This window comes from Streptomyces sp. NPDC047081, from assembly GCF_040643775.1.
Lineage (GTDB): Bacteria > Actinomycetota > Actinomycetes > Streptomycetales > Streptomycetaceae > Streptomyces.
The window spans coordinates 17,027-33,386 of record NZ_JBEYUY010000038.1 but is presented as its reverse complement, the minus strand read 5'-3'; the positions used below and the strand labels follow the sequence as shown (position 1 = coordinate 33,386).

Below are 16,360 nucleotides of genomic sequence, written 5' to 3'. Positions count from 1 at the left end.
TCCGTCCTCCGGGCCTCCGGCGACTCCGCGCGCTCGTCCTCCGCCGGCCGGCCCACCCCTTCACTTGGCCAACAAGGTCGCCGGATCGATCGACGACTTCAACAGCCCCTGTTTCTCCATGAGTTGCGTCAGCCGTCGCAGCCGCGCCGCGTCCGTCGTCGTCGGGTAGGCCGGCAGCCCGATCGTCTTCGCCTGGTCCGCCGTCACCTTGGTGTACTTGGGGAGTTCGTCCCGTACGGCCGTCGGGTCCGAGGCCGCGATCTTCGACGCCGCCTCGATGGCACGCCGGAACGCTGCCGCCGCCTCCGGATGGTCCGCGGCGAACTTCTTCGTGGTGACGTACCCGCTGATCGGCAGGGACTGGACCGGCGCCGATCCCCCGTCCAGCAGGACCTTCGCCTTCAGCTCCCCCTGGATCGCGCTGTCGAACGGCTCCACCGCGTGCACCGCGTCCACCTGTCCCCGCTCCAGCGCGGGCCCCATCTGCGGGAAGGCGATCTGCCGGTAGACGGGCCGGCCTACGCCCTGCTTGTCGAGGATCGCGTTGAGCGTGAGGGACTGGATGTTGTTGAGGATGTTGACGGCCACCTGCTTGCCCGCGAGATCGGCGACCGTCTTGATCTTCGAGTCCTTGGGGACCAGTACGTCCATCATGTGCGGCGCCGTGCGCACCCCCTCGGCGAGGATGCGCAGGTCGAGCGTGCCCTTCTCGTCGGCCTGCAGGAAGGTCACGTAGTTCGCGCTCGCGATCACGTCGACCTGGCCCTTGGCCAAGGCCGGCAGCGCCTGGATGCTCTGCTGGACGGGCTCGACGGTGACGTCCAGCCCCTCCTTCTTGAACAGCCCGCGGTCCCGTGCGATGTACAGCGCCGCGGAGTCCGTCAGCGGCAGGGCGGCCACCTTGAGCTTCGTCTGCCCGTTGCCATTGGAGTTGGAGGAGCCCCCGCCGTCCTCGCCGCACGCGGCGAGGAGCAGTGTCAGGGCGGCCAGGACGACCGCCGGTTTTCCGATTCCCGGCCGCAATCGACGTAACGCCATGCAGGCATGACTACCAGGCTTTTGTCATGATCACCACAGGTCCATCGGTCGAGGTCTCACTCTTTGGAGAAATACGAAAGGAGTTCCTCCGCCGCCCACGCGATCCCGTCCGCGACCGCCTCCGCGGCGAGCGGCAGCCACAGCGAGCACGCCGACAGCCCCGCTTCGGCCAGCGCACCGAGCTCGTCCCGTACGCTCTCGGCGCTCGCCCCCGGCCCGCCGAGCGGCCGCCCCGGCCCCTGTACGGCGGCTTCGAAGCCCGGCGGTACGAGGAAGGCGCCCGCCGTCAGCTTCAGCGTGCCCGGATCGCGGCCCGCCTCCTCCCCGAGCGCAACGAGCCGTTCCCGTACGGCCGTCAGCCCGGCGGCGTCGAGCGCGGAGCCGTGCCAGGCGTCGCCGTACCGCAGGGCCCGGCGCAGGGCCGCGTCGCTCTGCCCACCGATCCACAGCGGCGGCCCGCCCTCGGTGCGCGGCCGCACCCCGAGCCGTACCGCTCCTTCGTCCCGCCACAACTCCCGTACGGCGGCGAGCTGTTCGTCGAGCCTGCGACCGCGCCCCGCGAACGGGACCCCGACGGCCTCGAACTCCGCCCGGTCCCACCCGGTGCCGATGCCGAGCGTGAAGCGGCCTCCGGAGAGGCGGTCGAGGGTGGCGGCCTGGTGGGCGACGAGCAGGGGGTTGTACAGCGGCAGCACTAGCACGCTGGTCAGCAGCCCGATGCGCTCGGTCGCGCCGGCCACGGCGGCCAGCGTCACCAGCGGGTCCGGGGTCACGCCCGTGTCGCCCGCCACCGCGTGGCCGCTCATGAAGACGTGGTCGAAGCCCAGCGCCTCGGCGGTGCGGGCGGTTTCCAGGATGCCGTCGACCTCGTCCTCGCGGGCGGGCCACAGGCGGTGCGGTGCCACTCCGATGCGCAGCATGTCGTACGGTTCCCTTCGTCCGGCGGTGCCGATCCGACACGCAGGCCAACGCTCGCCCGCCCCCGCGCGTTCCCTTGTCCGGCCCGGGGCCGCCGGGTCACCGTGGTCGCATGAACGTACGCGAGGCTCCGCCCGTCCCGGACGTCTTCGATCCGCGGCGGTACGCGGCCGGGGTGCCGCACGACTCGTACCGCGTCCTGCGCGACCACCATCCGGTGGCCTGGCAGGAGGAGCCGGAGGTGCTGGGCTGGCCGGCCGGGCCCGGGTTCTGGGCGGTGACCCGGCACGCGGACGTCGTACGGGTGCTGAAGGACTCGGCGACGTACTCCTCGCATCTCGGCGCGACCCAGATCCGCGATCCCGATCCCGACGATCTGCCGTTCATCCGGCGCATGATGCTCAATCAGGATCCGCCGGGGCAGGGTCGGTTGAGGCGGCTGGTCAGCCGGGCCTTCACTCCCGGGCGCATCGACCGGTTCACGGCGCTCGCCCAGGAGCGGGCCCGGACACTGCTCGCCGAAGCCCTGCGGGCGGCCAGCGCCGGTGACGGCACCGTCGATCTCGTCGCCGCCGTCACCGACGACTACGCCCTGCTCAACCTCGCCGACCTGTTGGGCGTACCGGACGGCGACCGCGGCCTGCTGCTGCAGTGGACCCAGCGGGTCATCGGCTACCAGGACCCGGACGAGGCCGGTCCGAGCGTGCTCGACGCGGCGGGGAAACCGGTCAACCCGCGCTCCCCGGCCGCCCTGCGGGACATGTTCACGTACGCGCAGCAACTGGCCGCCCGCAAGCGCCGCCACCCTGCCGACGACGTGATGACCACCCTGGCCCAGGACCCCGAACTCGCCGACACGGAGCTGGAGATGTTCTTCTTCCTGCTCACCGTCGCGGGCAACGACACCGTGCGCAGTGCCGCGCCGGGCGGGCTGCTCGCTCTGGCCGAGCATCCGCAGGCGTACGAGCTGCTGCGTACCGGGAAGGCCGAACTCCCGTCCGCCGTCGACGAGTTGCTCCGCTGGCACCCGCCCGTCCTCAGCTTCCGGCGTACCGCCGCCCAGGACACCGAGCTCGCCGGCCGGCGTATCCGGGCCGGGGACAAGGTGGTTGTCTTCCACGCCTCCGCCAACCGTGACGAACGCGCCTTCGCCGAACCGGATCGCCTGGACCTCTCCCGTACGCCCAACCCGCACATCTCCTTCGGGGACGGACCACATGTCTGCCTGGGCGCGCACTTCGCACGGTTGCAGTTGCGGGTGTTGTACGCGGAGGTGCTTCGGGCGTTCCCGGAGCTGCGGACGGCGGGACCGGCCGGGCGGCTCGTGTCGAACTTCATCAACGGGATCAAGTCCCTGCCGGTGCGGGTGAGTTGAGGCAGAGGGCTACGGTCGTACCTGGATCAGCGCGTGCGTGCCGCCGGTACGCCAGCGCTGCCCCTCGGCCACCACCAGCGCGGCCTCCGTCTCCGCGTCCAGGCCCGTGATCACGTCGGACTTCAGCGTGCGCAGGGCGGCCACCGGGCCGGGGAAGTGGGCGGTGACGTCCGCGAAAGGGGTGGTCGGGGGCCACAGGCGATCGCCCACCAGGCGGCGGTAGTTGAGGTCGCCCTTGACGATGGTGAGCGTGGCCGTGGCGAGTTCCTCGCGCAGGTCAGGCGGGAGGTCCGCGAAGGGCAGGGGTGCGGCGGTGAAGGGGTGGGCGCGGATCGTGAGGCGTCCGTCGGTCGCCGCCGACCAGAGGGTGCGGCCGTACGCGGCTGCGGCACCCGGGGCTTCGGCGAGCCGGCGCAGGGCGTCGATCACGTCGGCGGTAGTGGCGTCGGAGACGTAGTAGGGGTACGGCTTGACGTGCAGGACGGCTCGTTCGACGTGCCCGTGGGCGAGGAGGTGGGCGATGAGGAGCAGGTCGGGGACGAGTTCGCGGCCCGCGTTGTCGGCGACGAGGTGGAGGGTGCCGGCGCCGGTGCGGGAGGGCGGGAGGAGGGACCAGAGGGCGTCGCTGTCGTCGGCGACCAGGCCGGGGGCGGCCTCCTTGCTGTCGGCGCTCGCGTCGGAGAGGCGGAAGCCGAGGTCGGCGCGGTTGCCCCACAGGGAGCCGTGCAGCAGGGCGCGGGCCCGGTCGGCGGCGGGCAGATCGGTGAGGTCGTCGAGGGCGGCGAGTTCCTCGTCGGTCTCGGGGGCGTCCAGTTCGGCGAGCTTGAAGGGGCGGAACGGGTCGATGCCCTGCCAGGGGCCGGGGGTGAAGTAGCCGACGGCGTCGAGGAGTTGGCGGTAGAACCAGCTCTCCGACCAGAGCCACGGGATGTCGTACCAGGAGCGGCCGGTGTACTCGGCGAGGCCCCACTCGGCCCAGTGGTCCAAGTCGTGCGCGTCGGCGGGGAGCGGTTCGATCGTGCCCTTGGTGCAGTTGGCGAGCAGGGCGTCGAGCGCGCGGTGCTGCGTGGGGCCGTACGGGAAAGCCTCCCGTACCTGCCGGATGATCGCGGGGTGCCGCTCGGCGAGGACGCTGTGCGGGAAGGAACCCGGTTCGTTGCCGAGGATCACGGGCGCGGTCGGGGTGTGGGGCATGGGGCTCACGGTATCGCGGGGGTTGGTCGGGCCCGGTCTCCGGCGCATCGCAGGCGCCGACCGATTCCGATCTCCAGGCGTATCACGGGTCCCGGCCGACCCCGATCTCCGGCGCATCGCGGGCGTCCGCCGACCCCGGACTCCGGCCCATCACAGACCCCGGCCGACCCCGGCCTCCGGCGCACCACGGACCCCGACCGACCCCGGCCTCCGGCGCACCACGGACCCCGGCCGACCTCGATCTCCGCCCCATCGCAGACCCCGGACGGCCCCACCGCCCCACGGCCCGCCTCAGACCGCTCTGATCTCCCGCTCCAGGTGGGCCGCGAGGTTGAGGTAGCGGGCGCGGCGGGTTACCGGGACCAGGCCTCGGATCATGACGTGCCACATCTCGGCGACCCGGCGGGGCTGGCGGGCGACGGGCTCCAGGGTGCGGCCGACGACGCGGGTGCCGACGAACCAGCTGACGAGGGCGTGCGCGGTGGCCTCTATGTCGATGTCCGGGTGGACGTCGGATTCCTTGACGGCGCCGTGCAGTTTGCGGATGGCAATGTCCCGCCACTCGGTGAAGGGGTGGGCGAGCGGGGGCCGCACCTCCACCGGGCCGGTGGCGAGGCGGAGTCCGGCGCGCTGGATCGGGCCCTCGACGGAGAGCCGGGAGATGCCGAAGGTGAGCCGCATCAGCGTTTCGAGCGAGGAGTAGCCGCGGGCGTCCAGCTCGCTCGCCACCTCGCGCGAGGCGCGGGACTGGAGCTCCATGATGGCGTGCGCCAGGTCCTCCTTGGCCGCGAAGTGGAAGTACAGCGCACCCTTGGTGACCTGGGCGTGCTCGACGATGTCGCTCAGGCTGGTCGATTCGTAGCCGTGACGGTCGAACAGGTCTGCTGCGGCTGTGATGATCGTCGCGCGGGTCTGCTCGGCCCGTAACTGCCTCGCCATCGACTGGACTCTCCTGGGACCGGAACCGAACACTCGTAGGAAGGAATTGAACCCCCCTGGACTGGAAAGAACGACCGATGCCGCCGACTTCTCACTCCCCGTACACGATATCTCACCGTCCGGCGACTTCGAGGGCGACCACCGAAAACGCCCAAGTCCCTTGGGAAACAAGGGGCTTGGGCGTCGTCGTCAAGAGCGCCGCTCGGCCGGTGAGGGAGGGAAACAGGACCCACGGTGACCGAGGACACGTGTAACCCTCCCTCCGCCCCGCAGCGCAATTGACAGACCAGTCAGCAGCGTTGATCCGTACCCGTGTGCTTTAGCGTACGAGGCAACCGGTTGGCTTTCAATGCGACGTGGGTGACAGCGGCGGGGCGGGAGGGCCGGTGTCAGAAGGTCAGCCGCCAGCTGTTCAGTGTGCCGGTGTCCTGCGCGGCGGTGTCCTGGACCCGCAGCTTCCAGGTTCCGTTGGCCGTCTCGCTGGACGCGTCCACCGTGTAGGTGGTGCTGACGTCGTCGGCCGAGTCCGAGGAGCTGGCCGACTTCAGGCGGTAGGCCGTGCCGTCCGGGGCGACCAGGTCGATCACCAGGTCACCGCGGTAGGTGTGGGTGATGTCGACGCCGACCTGCAGGGTCGAGGGCGCGTTGCCGCTGCGGCCGCTGACGGTGATGGGCGACTCGATCGCGGAGCCGTTGTCCGGGACGGCCACGGCGGTGGTGCTGGAGAAGGTGGTGCCGCCGGTCGTGCCACCGGAGGAGGCCACGGCCGCCACGGTCTTCGCCGCGTCGGCCAGACCCGCACCGCAGCCGCCCGAGCAACTGCCGGGCAGCGCACGGGCGTTGTTCTTGATGGCGGTCTCGATCTGGGCCGGGGTGAGCGAGGAGTTCGCCGACTTCATCAGCGCGACCAGGCCCGCGATGTGCGGGGTGGCCATGCTGGTGCCCTGGTAGTAGGCGTACGACTCCGAGGACGGCGTCTTGGTGCCGGAGTTCAGCGTGGACAGGATGCCGTTCGCGGTACCGGTGCTGGTCTGGCCGCCCGGCGCCGAGATGTCCACCAGGGAACCGTAGTTGGAGTACGAGGCCTTCGCGCCGGTGCGGTTGGTGGCCGCCACCGAGATCACGTTGTTGCAGTTGCCCGGCGAGTGGTTCGCGACGTTGTCGTTGTCGTTGCCCGCGGCCACGACGACCGTCGTACCGCGCCCGACGGCGGCGTTGATGGCGCTCTGCGTCGCCGTGGTGCACGCCCCGTCGCCGCCCAGGCTCATGTTGATGACCTTGGCGACATTGGAGTTGGCGGGCACGCCGGAGACGCTGCCGCCGGACGCCCAGGTGATGGCGTCGATGATGTCGGAGTCGTAGCCGCCGCACTTGCCGAGCACCCGCACCGGGGAGATCTTCGCGCCGTACGCGATGCCCGCGACGCCCTTGTTGTTGTTCGTGACGGCGGCGATGGTGCCGGCCACATGGGTGCCGTGCCAGGAGGAGTTGGAGGCCGGGATGCCGGAGCCGCACTCGTTGGCGGCGTAGTAGTCGCCGGGGTCGGCGGGGTTGCTGTCGCGGCCGTCGCCATCCACGGAGACGGCGGTGTCGGCGATGAAGTCGTAGCCGCCGACGATGTTCGCGGCGAGGTCGGAGTGGGTGACGTAACCGGTGTCGATGACGGCGACCGTCACGCCGGTGCCGGTGGAGGTCGGCCAGGCGCCGGGCACGTTCATGCCGGCCGTGGACTCGTAGAGGTCCCACTGCTTGGCGTATTCGGTGTCGTTCGGGTCGGCCTGCGGGGTGTTGAGGCGGTCCGGTACGACGTAGGCGACCTGCGGATCGGCTCTGAACTCGGCGACGACGTCGGCGACTTGGGCGCGGGTGGCCTTCTCGCCCAGGTCGACGAGGGCGGCGCCGGTGCCGAGGCGGCGCCGGAAGTCGACGTCCCCGCCCTTGGCGGCGGCGTCGGCCGCGGCGGCCTTGTCCGACTTCGCCTCGGCGGCACCGGACTTGTAGCCGACGATGAGGCGCTCGGCCGGGGTGCCGGGGGCGGCCTCTGTGAGGGCGGCCGGGACGGCGGCCTGCCGGGTCGCGGTTTCCTGGGCGACGGCGACCGAGGCCGTGGCCGCGGTGATGAGGGCGGCCGAGGCCGCGGCGACGGATATCAGCTTCCGTCCGCTGGGGGGTGTACGCACGGGCGTGCCTTTCGTGGCCGGCTCCGGGCAGCGCGGAGCGGCGGGAATCGCTTCGTCGTCGAAGCGGCGGGGGGTGCGGAACGCGGCGCGTCGGCCGGCCAGGCGCGAGCCGGACCCGTTCGGGGTTACCTGTGGGTCAGCTGTGCTGGAACGATAGGCAAAGAGACGGTCATGCGAATACAGGGGAAACCCTAGATCCGGCCGGAAACTCCCCCTCCCCGCCGCTCGGTTGACCTCGTATGCCCCGCTTCACGCCGAGTGTCACGCGGTGAACGCGCCGGGTCCGTGCTCCGTACTCCTCGGGAGCACCCCGTACCCCCGTCGGCCGAGGAGGCCTCCGGATGTCCCGGAAGACCGCACACCGCACCGCCCTGGCGGCCGCCCTCGTCACCCCGTTCCTGCTGCCGTTGTGGGCGGCGGGCATCGCGCAGGCGCACGGCGCGCCGACGGACCCGGTCAGCCGGGCGTACGCCTGCTCCCCCGACGGCGGGGCCGACGCGAAGACGGCGGCCTGCAAGGCTGCGGTCGCCGCCAACGGACAGCCCTTCACCTTCTGGGACAACATCCGGGTGGCGGACGTGAACGGCCGGGACCGGCAGACGATTCCGGACGGGAAGCTGTGCAGCGGCGGGCTGCCCGCCTACAAGGGCCTCGACCTCGCCCGCGCCGACTGGCCGGCGACGAACCTGACCCCGGGCGCGACGCTGACCATGAAGTACGCCTCGACGATCCCGCACACCGGCACGTTCAAGCTGTATCTGACCAAGCCCGGCTACGACCCGACGAAGCCGCTGACCTGGTCCGAACTGCCCACGCAGCCCTTCGCCTCGGTCAAGGACCCGGCGCTGACGAACGGCGCGTACCGGATCACCGCGAAGCTCCCGTCGGACCGGACAGGACGCCAGGTGCTCTACACGGTCTGGCAGACCAGCAGCACGCCGGACACGTACTACTCCTGCTCGGACGTGGTGTTCCCGGGCGGCAGGAGCAGTGCCGCCGAGCCGTCCGCGACGACCGCGGCCGGCAAGGAGAAGACCGCGAGCAGCACACCCTCCCCGACGGCCGAGAAGACCCGTACCCCGGCCTCGCCAGCACAGCAGAAGTCGGCGGAGGCGACCGCGGCGCCGTCGAACCCCGACAGCACTCCGGTCGCCTCCACCGAGAGCGCCGAGTCGGGTCCGTCGGCGCCGTTGCTGGCGGGCGGCGCCGCCGCCGTGCTGGTGCTCACCGGCGGCGCCGCCCTGGCTCTGCGACTGCGTCGACACTGACCGGGTCGACGCCGAACTACGGCTCTACGAAGGTCAGTTGACGTAGACCGTCGCGCCGTTGTCGGTCACCGGGGCGTACTTGGCGGTGAAGTAGCCGGCGCTGAAGCACAGCGACGAGCCGGACGTCTTGGTGAACGCCTGGTTGGTGAAGTTGATGCTGGCGTCGTCGTTGCTGGCCGTGCCGGCCAGGCTGGCGGCCTGGTAGACGCAGGTGATGCTGCCCAGCAGGGTGGTCAGCTTGACCGTGGTCTGGATGGTGGAACCGCTCGCCGGGGTGACCGTGAGGGTGCCGTCGGAGGCCACGGTGGTGGTGTACGGCAGGTTGTCGACCGTGATGCTGCTGACGCCGAGGACACCGACGACGTTGCTGGTGCAGCTGCTGCTGTCGAAGGTCTGCGCGCCGACCGACTCGGTGGCGGTGCCCGGCGCCGTGGGGTTGTCGGTGACGGTCGCGGTGAACGTCGAGGACGTGCACTTCACGCCACTGGTGCCGGTCGCGCTGGAGTAGAGGGTGGCGCTGGTGCCGCTGGCCAGCGGGGCGGTCAGGACGTCGCCGACCGCGACCGCCGTTCCGCCGACCGAACCGGTGGTCAGGACCGGGGTGTCGGCCGCCGAGGCGGGGACGGCGGCGGGGATGGAGAGGGCGGCTACGGCGCCGACAAGGGTGAGGAGGGTGCGAGTGCGCATGCGTGAGTACCTCTTTCGAAGTGGGGGGCCGAGGGTTGATGGAACGAGGGGGCCGCAGAGGGCGCGTGGACGCCGCGGGGCGTCCGCCGTTGCCGGCCCGTGACGCCTTCTCCGTGCGCCACGGGCCGGCGACGACGACCCGCCGGTGACCGGCCGCAGACCCGTGGGGGGAGCCGTCGGCAGGCCGGGCGGGGCAGGCGGCCCGGCGCGGACCAGGGGGGAAGTGCCCGTGCCGGGCCGTGGAGGGTGTGTGACGAGCGGCTGAAGCGCCCGCGTTGGACTACAGGGGTCCGGGAGACGCGGGCAGTGCCGCGTGGCTTGATCCGGCGCCACGGATCGGGGGGAAGCCAGGGGCAGTTCTAGACCTGAGTGTCCGTCAACGTCAAGGTGTCGAAAGGGAGTTGACGATCGTTCAAGAGTCGCGCCCGCCTTGACCGCAGCGTTCCCGCCACAGCTGACACACAATCAACATCCTTTTTTCACAACTCCCTTGACCCATAAAAGTAACCACGGGTAACTTCCCCCACGGCTACTGCTGAGTACGGAGAAAGCCCTTGCGTCCGCCGGGAGTCGTGAGGTGTCCGTGCCCACCGCAGTTCCGCTGTCCGCGCCAGGACAACGTGCCGCTGATGCCCAACCCGCACTGACTATGCACATGGGAGCAGAAATGGCCTCGTCCGCCGACCAGACCCAAGGGAACCCAGAAAGCGGTTCCTCAGCCGACCCCGCCAGAGGCGGGCGGGTCCGGCTTCGCCGTGCCGCGGTGATGGCGGTGCCCGCCGTCGCCGTCGCCGCCGGCCTCGCGATCATGACCGCCGAGGGAGCGCTGGGCGTCTCCTTCTCGATCTCCGGAATGCCGTTCACGGTCACCGCGAAATCGCTCGACGGCACCGGATTCGAGCAGTTCGGCGGGCTCGACAGCATGATCGACAACAGCCCGAACGCGGGTGACACGGGTGGCCAGGTGCTGATCGTCACCTCCGCCATCAAGAGCGCCACGCTGGACAGCCTCTGCCAGAGCGTGGACCTCGGCGGCACCAACCTGCTCATCAAGGCGGGCAGCGGCTCGTCGAAGGTGCAGGCGACCGATCTGACCACCGACTCGACCGAGCTGTCCGGTGACGCCTCGTTCAACAACATCGAGATCGGCAACGACGCGAGCACGCTCACCAAGGCGGGCGTCAAGGGTCCGAAGGGTGTCTTCAGCCAGCAGGCCGACACGGTGCACATCGACAACCTGCGGCAGACCAACTACGCGACGACCGCTGGGGTGTTCAAGCTTCCGGGCCTGAAGCTCAGCTTCAGCGACTCGGGTTGCTGATGTCGGGCACCCCGAAGCAAGGCGTGCGGCCCGCCTTCCACGACTGGCGGGCCGCTCGGCCGTTCTGGGGCGGGCTGCTGCTCACCCTCGGCGGGGCGGAGATCCTGTTCACCGAGAAGGCCTCGCTGAAGGTCGTCATGCACATCGGTATGCAGGGCCTGGCGGGCTATCTGCTGCCGGGAGTGATGGTGCTGTGCGGGCTGCTGACACTGTTCAGCCCCGGGCAGCGGCTCTTCTACTCGATCATCGGCATCTGCGCCTCCCTCGGCACCTGGCTCACCTCCAACCTCGGCGGCTTCTTCATCGGCCTGCTCCTAGGAGCGGTCGGCAGCTGCATGATCTTCGGCTGGCTTCCGGACCAGGGGCCGCGTGTGAGCCAGAGGCAGCGGAAGAAGGCGGCGCGGATGGAGGCGGCGGAGACAGCGGAGGCCGCTGGTTCCGACGGGGCTGCGGCGGGGACGGCGGAGGCCGTTCAGCTGTAGGCCGGTTGGGCTGGTTCGGCTGGTTCTGCCGCTTCGGCCGGACGCGCTGTGTTCTTCGGGCCGGTCCGTCGGGTTCGTGTGCCGCCTTGTGCGGGCCGCGGATCCGGCGGGTCGGCCGAACGTCGTTGTGCCGTACGCCAGTTACGTGCACGCCCGTTACGCGTACGCCCGTTAGTCATGGCCGTCGTCGCTCGTACCACGCCCTGGCCGCGAGCAGGGCGAGGGCGTACAGGCCGAGGACGACGGTGAGCAGGAGGTGGTACGCGGCAGGCAGGGTCGTCATGCCCAGGGCCGCGCCCAGCGGGGTCGGCGGGAGCAGCAGCCCGACGGTGGCGAGGGCGGCGGCCGCCCAGCCGAGCGGGCCCGGTGCACGGCCCTCGGCGAGGCTGCGGCCGGTGCGCAGGAGCAGCATCACCAGGGCCTGGGTGAGCAGGTTCTCGGTGAACCAGGCGGAGTGGAAGACGGACTGGTCGTCCAGGGCGTCCGAGCCGCGTAGCGAGAGCGCGAGGACGCCGAAGGTGGCGAGGTCGGCGATCGCGTTGAGCACGCCGAAGCCGGTGATGAACCTGAGGAACGCCCGGGGTCGCAGCCCGGCGGGGCGGCGCAGTGCGGCGGGGCCCGGGTGGTCGTAGGCGAAGGCGAGCTGGGCCGCGTCGAAGCACAGGTTCTGCACGAGCACCTGGGCCGGGAGCATGGGCAGGAAGGGCAGCAGCAGGCCGGCCAGGAGCATGGCGAGGACGTTGCCGAGGTTGGAGGACAGGGTCACGCGCAGATACGAGGCGATGTTGCCGCTGCTGTGACGGCCGGCGGTGACGGCGTGCCCGATGGCGGTGAGGTCCTTGGCGGCGAGCACGACGTCGGCGCTCTCCCGGGCGGCGTCCACGGCCCCGCGCGGCGCGATCCCCACGTCGGCGGCCCGCAGCGCGGGCACGTCGTTGACCCCGTCCCCGAGAAACCCGACGGTGCGCCCGGCGGCCCGCAACCCGGCGACGAGGCGGGCCTTGTCCTCGGGGGTGCATCGGGCGACGACGACGGTCTCGTCCAAACCCACCGCACCCCGCCCGGCACCGACCCCCACGCGACGGCCCGCACCGACCCCCGCGCGACAGCTCTCGTCGGCCTCTGCGCCACGGCCCGCACCAGCTCCCACACCCCAGCCCTCGGCGCCTCCCGCGTGCTCACCCCGACAAGCTTCCGCACCGCAGCCCAGGCCCACCTCCGCACGCCCACCCCCGTTCGCCCCCGCTCCGCCCTCCCCCGCAGCCCCCGCAAAGACATCCGCCGCCGTCCGCACCTCCCCCGGCTCCACCCCCAGCTCACGGCAGGCCCGGGCCGCCGTGGCGGGGTGGTCGCCCGTCAGGATCTTCACTGTGATGCCGAGTGCGGCGAGGGTGCGGAGGGCCTCCGTGGCTGTGGGGGCGGGGGCGTCGTGGAAGGTGATCAGGCCTCGGAAGGTGAGGCCGGATTCGTCGGTGGGGGCGTGGTCGCGGGGGCGGGCGGGGCGTTCGGCCGTGGCGAGGGCGAGGAGTCGTACGCCCGATTCGGCCTCTTGCGCGGCCAGGGCGAGCAGGCGGTCCCGTTCCGTCGGCTCCAGCTCGCACCGTTCCAGTACGTCCTCCACGGCGCCCTTGACGATCACCGTGTGCGAGCCCAGGCCGGGGCCCCGGACCACCGCCGTGGCGAGGCGCCGTACCGGGTCGAAGGGCGCGGCGCCCACCCCGTCGTACTCCTCCCCGACCGCTCCCGCCGCCTCCAGCAGCGCCTCGTCGAGCGCGTCCGGAGCGGGCAGTTCGGCGAGTTGGAGGGTCCACCAGGCGCCGACGGCGGCCCAGCGCAGCACGTCCGGGTCGTCTTGCCCCGTGCCGTCGAGGGAACGTACGACCACCGGCCGGTCCTCGGTGAGGGTGCCGGTCTTGTCCACGCACAGGACGTCGACCGCGCCGAGGTCGTGCAGGGCGGGCAGCCGTTTGACGATCACGTCGTGCCCGCGGGCGAGCCGCGTGGCGCCGCGGGCCAGACAGCTGGTGACGATGACCGGCAGCATCTCGGGCGTCAGCCCGACGGCCACCGCCACCGCGAACGGCAGCGTCTCCAGCCCCCGCCCGCGCAACGCCGCACCGGCCATCAGCACCAGCGGCGGAGTCAGCAGCATGAACCGGATCAGCACCCAGGAGATCCCGTGCACGGAATCGTCGAAGGCGCTGGCCTGCGAACGGGGCGAGGCGACCCCCACGCGCTGTCCGCCCCGGCGGCCCCTCGACGGTCCGGGCCGTGCGTACGGCGCCGCCAGTCGCGTCCGCGCACCTGTTTCCAGTACGACCGCGGTGGCGCTGCCGGTTGCCACGCCGCTGCCCTGGAAGCACAGGTGGGGCTCGGTGAAGGGGCCCTCGGCCGAGGAGTCGGGGGTGTCGGTGGCGGTCTTGGGGACCGGTGCCGTCTCCCCGGTCAGTGCGGCCTGGTGGACGGTGAGGCCGCGGGCGCGCAGCAGCCGTACGTCCGCGGGGACCAGGTCTCCCGGCCCGAGCCTGATCACGTCGCCCGGCACCAGTTCGGCGACCGGGATCTCGCGGGGCGTCTGTCCGGTCTCCCCGCGCCGCAGCACGGTGGCCGTGCCGGCGACGAGGCCACGCAGTGCCGCCATGGAACGGTCGGCCCGGTGCTCCCCGCTCGCCCGCAGCACACAACTGACCGCGACCAGCGCGAGGATCACCGCGGCGGTGCCCCAGGAGGCGACGGCGGCGGAGACCAGGCCGAGGCAGAACAGCACGGCGGTGAAGGGGTCGCGCAGTCCGCGGACGCTGCGGCGGGTCCAGGAGGGCGTGCGCTGCTCGGGGAGGACGTTCTCGCCGAGCTCCGCGAGCCGGGCCGCGGCCTCGGCGTCGGTCAGCCCGCGCAGGCCCGTGTCGAGCCGGCGCAGCACCTGCAGATGGGTGCCGGAGCCGGGCTCAGAGGCCACGGAGGCGCGGCGAGGGGATGGCGTCGGCATGGTCGGAGAGCCGGCCCACCATGAGCCGTACGACGTCCACGACGGCCGCCTGGTCGTCGGGGTCGACGAAGTACACCTGCCGGCGGCCCTCGCGGCGGGCGCGGACCAGGCCGGCCAGCTTCAGCTTGGTGAGGTGCTGGCTGACGGCGGGCAGCGCACCGCCGACGCGCTCGGCGAGGCCGGTGACGTCGCTCTCGCCCTGGGCCAGTGCCCAGACGATGTGCAGCCGGGCGGGCGAGGCGAGCAGTCCGAAGGCCGCGGCCGCGCGGTCGAGCACGTCGGCGGAGGGGTCCTCGAAGCCACTGCCGGCTGCCGCCACGGTTGTTGTCCTCCTTGTCCGAGCCGCCCCCTCGCGCGGTCGGTGCGCGCCGTCGTAAGGGCCGCACCAGTCTAGAGGGGGTGGGAGAAGGGAGCGGCTCTGCGGGGAGGGGAGCCGTCGGGCGTCTTCGCGCGGGTGAGGCAGGGGACCGCGGCGCGCCCGGCACCCGGTCGTGAAGCCTCAGCCCGTCTCCCTCCCCATCGCCCGAGCACCCGCCCCCGCAACCCCCACCAGGCCCGCCCCGACCCAGAACGCCCCTTCCGCGCTCCCCGCGTCGTGCAGATAGACGCTTCCGAGAATCGCCACCCCCAGCGTTGCCCCGAGTTGCTGGACCGCGTTGAGCAGTCCGGCCGCGGAGCCGATCTCCCGAGGGCCGAGCGGGGCCAGTGCGAGGGTGAAGAAGGAGGGGCTGAACAAGCCGGCGCCCAGGCCGATCACCGCGAGCGCCGGCAGCAGTGCCCGTGGATACGCGCCGGGTCCCGCAGCGGCGTACGCCGCCACGCCGCCCCCGATTCCGGCCAGCAGCACGCCGAGCCCCGCGTACATCAGGCGGCGCCCGTACCGCCGTACCAGATGCGCGCCCGCCACCCACGACCCGGCGGCCAGCCCCACCGACCACGGGACCAGGCTCAGTCCGGCCGCCAACACGGCCGTGTCGGCGCCGAGTTGGAGCTGGAGGACGACCACAGTGGTCAGTCCGGTCGTCGTGGCGAAGAAGGCCGTCGACGTCACCAGCGCGGCCGTGAAGCCGGTCCGCCGCAACAGGCCCGGCTCCACCAGCGGGCTGCGCCCCGCGGCGGCCACCCGGCGCTGGTGGACCGCGAAGACGGCCAGCACCGCGAGCCCGGCCGCCATGGTCGCCCAGTCGCGGGCCGGCATCGCCGTCAGGTCGGCGCCGATCAGCGGGAGGACGACGAGCCCGGTGCCGGCCGACACGAGCACCGTGCCGGTCGGGTCGAGGGTCGGCCGGTGCGGGGCCCGGTTCTCCGGCAGCCGTGCCGCCAGGGCGAGGACCGCGCAGGCGACGGGGACGTTCACCAGGAACACCGCGCGCCATGACGAACCGAACAGGTCGGCATGGGTCAGCACCCCGCCGAGCACCGGCCCGCAGACGGCGGCGAGTCCCATCACGGGTCCGATGCTGCCGAGCGCCCGCGACAGTTCCGTACCGTCGAACATCGCCTTGATCAGGCCGATCGTCTGCGGGATCACCACGGCCGCGGCGGCTCCCTGCACCGCCCGGAAACCGATCAGCACCCCGGGCGCGGGCGCCAGCGCGCAGGCCACGGACGCGGCCGCGAAGCCCAGGACCCCGCACACGAACACCCGGCGCCGCCCCGCGATGTCCCCCAGCCGCCCGCCGGTCACCAGCAGCACCGCGAAGGGCAGCGTGTACGCGGCGCCGAACCACTGCACGTCCGACACCGCCCCGCCCAGGTCCGCGTGGATCGCGGGCGCGGCGACCTGTACGACGGTCGCGTCCAGCAGATTCATCGCCTCCGCGAGCAACAGCGCGACCAGCGCGACCCACCGCCCCGGGAACGCGGCCCGGCCCGGCGGCGACACGACTCGCTCGGTGGTCATGGTTTCCCCTTCCCTCTCTCCGACTCTCCCGACGTGCCGACAGCGTCCGAGAAGGAAGGGAATTCGCTC

The 16,360-nt window shown here is 72.1% G+C and carries 13 protein-coding genes; 4 read left to right on the top strand and 9 right to left on the bottom strand.

Annotated elements, in window-relative coordinates; all coding sequences use genetic code 11:
* Positions 1-60 precede the first annotated feature (60 nt).
* Positions 61-1,038, bottom strand: a complete 978-nt coding sequence (locus tag ABZ848_RS43465; RefSeq protein WP_360841079.1) for an ABC transporter substrate-binding protein — start codon at positions 1,036-1,038, stop codon at positions 61-63.
* A 56-nt stretch (positions 1,039-1,094) separates the two neighbouring features.
* Positions 1,095-1,958, bottom strand: coding sequence for a TIGR03619 family F420-dependent LLM class oxidoreductase (locus ABZ848_RS43460; RefSeq protein ID WP_360841078.1), 864 nt, complete (start codon positions 1,956-1,958; stop codon positions 1,095-1,097).
* 110 nt (positions 1,959-2,068) lie between these two features.
* Here ABZ848_RS43460 and ABZ848_RS43455 point away from each other — a divergent pair, with 110 nt between their 5' ends.
* Positions 2,069-3,331, top strand: a complete 1,263-nt coding sequence (locus ABZ848_RS43455; protein ID WP_360841076.1) for a cytochrome P450 — start codon at positions 2,069-2,071, stop codon at positions 3,329-3,331.
* 9 nt (positions 3,332-3,340) lie between these two features.
* Here ABZ848_RS43455 and ABZ848_RS43450 read toward each other — a convergent pair whose 3' ends face one another.
* From ABZ848_RS43450 to ABZ848_RS43440, 3 genes are all read right to left on the bottom strand, one after another.
* Complete coding sequence (locus tag ABZ848_RS43450; RefSeq protein WP_360841074.1) at positions 3,341-4,525, bottom strand: damage-control phosphatase ARMT1 family protein; 1,185 nt, start codon at positions 4,523-4,525, stop codon at positions 3,341-3,343.
* A gap of 291 nt (positions 4,526-4,816) precedes the next feature.
* Positions 4,817-5,464, bottom strand: coding sequence for a ScbR family autoregulator-binding transcription factor (locus tag ABZ848_RS43445; RefSeq protein ID WP_360841073.1), 648 nt, complete (start codon positions 5,462-5,464; stop codon positions 4,817-4,819).
* Positions 5,465-5,853: 389 nt separating this feature from the next.
* The gene (locus tag ABZ848_RS43440; RefSeq protein ID WP_360841071.1) at positions 5,854-7,644 is read right to left on the bottom strand and encodes a S8 family serine peptidase; all 1,791 of its coding nucleotides are present in this window, start codon (positions 7,642-7,644) and stop codon (positions 5,854-5,856) included.
* 341 nt (positions 7,645-7,985) lie between these two features.
* Between ABZ848_RS43440 and ABZ848_RS43435 the strand changes: the two genes are divergently transcribed.
* Positions 7,986-8,912 carry a lytic polysaccharide monooxygenase gene (locus tag ABZ848_RS43435; RefSeq protein WP_360841069.1) on the top strand — a complete coding sequence of 309 codons (927 nt, stop codon included), beginning with the start codon at positions 7,986-7,988 and terminating at the stop codon, positions 8,910-8,912.
* Positions 8,913-8,945: 33 nt separating this feature from the next.
* Here ABZ848_RS43435 and ABZ848_RS43430 read toward each other — a convergent pair whose 3' ends face one another.
* Positions 8,946-9,599 (bottom strand): Tat pathway signal sequence domain protein, encoded by a 654-nt coding sequence (locus tag ABZ848_RS43430; RefSeq protein ID WP_360841067.1) that lies wholly within the window; start codon positions 9,597-9,599, stop codon positions 8,946-8,948.
* A gap of 649 nt (positions 9,600-10,248) precedes the next feature.
* Here ABZ848_RS43430 and ABZ848_RS43425 point away from each other — a divergent pair.
* Complete coding sequence (locus ABZ848_RS43425) at positions 10,249-10,920, top strand: DUF6230 family protein (RefSeq protein WP_360841066.1); 672 nt, start codon at positions 10,249-10,251, stop codon at positions 10,918-10,920.
* Positions 10,920-11,402, top strand: a complete 483-nt coding sequence (locus ABZ848_RS43420; protein WP_360841065.1) for a DUF6114 domain-containing protein — start codon at positions 10,920-10,922, stop codon at positions 11,400-11,402. The genes ABZ848_RS43425 and ABZ848_RS43420 overlap by 1 nt, the downstream gene beginning before the upstream one ends.
* A 175-nt stretch (positions 11,403-11,577) precedes the next feature.
* Here the strand turns inward: ABZ848_RS43420 and ABZ848_RS43415 are convergent, their stop codons facing one another.
* The 3 genes from ABZ848_RS43415 to ABZ848_RS43405 form a co-directional block, all read right to left on the bottom strand.
* Positions 11,578-14,388 (bottom strand): HAD-IC family P-type ATPase, encoded by a 2,811-nt coding sequence (locus ABZ848_RS43415; RefSeq protein WP_360841063.1) that lies wholly within the window; start codon positions 14,386-14,388, stop codon positions 11,578-11,580.
* On the bottom strand, positions 14,348-14,707 hold the full coding sequence (locus tag ABZ848_RS43410; RefSeq protein WP_242764369.1) for a metalloregulator ArsR/SmtB family transcription factor: 360 nt from the start codon (positions 14,705-14,707) through the stop codon (positions 14,348-14,350). Before ABZ848_RS43410 ends, ABZ848_RS43415 begins: the two co-directional genes overlap by 41 nt.
* A gap of 180 nt (positions 14,708-14,887) precedes the next feature.
* Entirely contained in the window at positions 14,888-16,291 is a 1,404-nt protein-coding gene (locus ABZ848_RS43405) for an MFS transporter (RefSeq protein WP_360841061.1), read from the bottom strand.
* Positions 16,292-16,360 lie beyond the last annotated feature (69 nt).

What these genes read in the sequence shown, in the direction of transcription:
- ABZ848_RS43420 (WP_360841065.1), top strand. Translation starts at nt 10,920, where the DNA reads ATGTCGGGCACCCCGAAGCAAGGCGTGCGGCCCGCCTTCCACGACTGG.
- ABZ848_RS43450 (WP_360841074.1), bottom strand. Translation starts at nt 4,525, where the DNA reads ATGCCCCACACCCCGACCGCGCCCGTGATCCTCGGCAACGAACCGGGT.
- ABZ848_RS43430 (WP_360841067.1), bottom strand. Translation starts at nt 9,599, where the DNA reads ATGCGCACTCGCACCCTCCTCACCCTTGTCGGCGCCGTAGCCGCCCTC.
- ABZ848_RS43465 (WP_360841079.1), bottom strand. Translation starts at nt 1,038, where the DNA reads ATGGCGTTACGTCGATTGCGGCCGGGAATCGGAAAACCGGCGGTCGTC.
- ABZ848_RS43445 (WP_360841073.1), bottom strand. Translation starts at nt 5,464, where the DNA reads ATGGCGAGGCAGTTACGGGCCGAGCAGACCCGCGCGACGATCATCACA.
- ABZ848_RS43415 (WP_360841063.1), bottom strand. Translation starts at nt 14,388, where the DNA reads ATGCCGACGCCATCCCCTCGCCGCGCCTCCGTGGCCTCTGAGCCCGGC.
- ABZ848_RS43425 (WP_360841066.1), top strand. Translation starts at nt 10,249, where the DNA reads ATGCACATGGGAGCAGAAATGGCCTCGTCCGCCGACCAGACCCAAGGG.
- ABZ848_RS43435 (WP_360841069.1), top strand. Translation starts at nt 7,986, where the DNA reads ATGTCCCGGAAGACCGCACACCGCACCGCCCTGGCGGCCGCCCTCGTC.
- ABZ848_RS43455 (WP_360841076.1), top strand. Translation starts at nt 2,069, where the DNA reads ATGAACGTACGCGAGGCTCCGCCCGTCCCGGACGTCTTCGATCCGCGG.
- ABZ848_RS43460 (WP_360841078.1), bottom strand. Translation starts at nt 1,958, where the DNA reads ATGCTGCGCATCGGAGTGGCACCGCACCGCCTGTGGCCCGCCCGCGAG.
- ABZ848_RS43405 (WP_360841061.1), bottom strand. Translation starts at nt 16,291, where the DNA reads ATGACCACCGAGCGAGTCGTGTCGCCGCCGGGCCGGGCCGCGTTCCCG.